Source organism: Paenibacillus sp. EB106-05-06-XG162 (assembly GCF_058791655.1).
This window is the reverse complement of the sequence record NZ_JBYTDT010000042.1, coordinates 1-1,227: the sequence shown is the minus strand read 5'-3', so window position 1 is coordinate 1,227 and position 1,227 is coordinate 1. Positions and strand designations below refer to the sequence as shown.

Annotated in this window: 1 rRNA gene; it reads left to right on the top strand. The window is 52.5% G+C overall.

The features are described from left to right. A 23S ribosomal RNA gene (locus tag AC3WU2_RS30620) occupies positions 1-1,227 on the top strand; the annotation flags it as partial.

Below are 1,227 nucleotides of genomic sequence, written 5' to 3'. Positions count from 1 at the left end.
AGACTTATAACCGGGAGTCAGACAGTGAGTGCTAAGATCCATTGTCAAAAGGGAAACAGCCCAGACCATCAGCTAAGGTCCCCAAGTGTGTGTTAAGTGGGAAAGGATGTGGAGTTGCACAGACAACCAGGATGTTGGCTTAGAAGCAGCCATCATTTAAAGAGTGCGTAATAGCTCACTGGTCGAGTGACTCTGCGCCGAAAATGTAACGGGGCTAAACACACCACCGAAGCTATGGCTTGCAACTATGTTGCAGGGGTAGGGGAGCGTTGTATGTAGGTTGAAGGTGTACCGTAAGGAGCGCTGGACAGCATACAAGTGAGAATGCCGGTATGAGTAACGAAAAGACAAGTGAGAATCTTGTCCGCCGAAAGCCTAAGGGTTCCTGAGGAAGGTTCGTCCGCTCAGGGTAAGTCGGGACCTAAGGCGAGGCCGAAAGGCGTAGTCGAAGGACAACAGGTTGAAATTCCTGTACCACCGTGAACCGTTATGAGCAATGGGGTGACGCAGTAGGATAGTGACGCGAGCTGATGGATGCTCGTCCAAGCAGTGAGGCTGATGTGTAGGCAAATCCGCACATCGTAAGGCTGGGCTGTGATGGGGAGGGAAAATTATAGTACCGAAGGTCATGATTTCACACTGCCAAGAAAAGCCTCTAGCCAGGGAGAAGGTGCCCGTACCGCAAACCGACACAGGTAGGCGAGAAGAGAATTCTAAGGCGCGCGGAAGAACTCTCGTTAAGGAACTCGGCAAAATGACCCCGTAACTTCGGGAGAAGGGGTGCCCCGGTAGTGTGAATAGCACGAGGGGGCCGCAGTGAAAAGGCCCAAGCGACTGTTTAGCAAAAACACAGGTCTGTGCGAAGCCGTAAGGCGAAGTATACGGGCTGACGCCTGCCCGGTGCTGGAAGGTTAAGGGGAGTGGTTAGGGAGCAATCCCGAAGCTGTGAACCGAAGCCCCAGTAAACGGCGGCCGTAACTATAACGGTCCTAAGGTAGCGAAATTCCTTGTCAGGTAAATTCTGACCCGCACGAATGGCGTAACGACTTGGGCGCTGTCTCAACGAGAGATCCGGTGAAATTTTAATACCTGTGAAGATGCAGGTTACCCGCGACAAGACGGAAAGACCCCATGGAGCTTTACTGCAGCTTGATATTGGACTTTGGTACGATCTGTACAGGATAGGTGGGAGCCTTAGAAGCCTGAGCGCCAGCTTAGGTGGAGGCG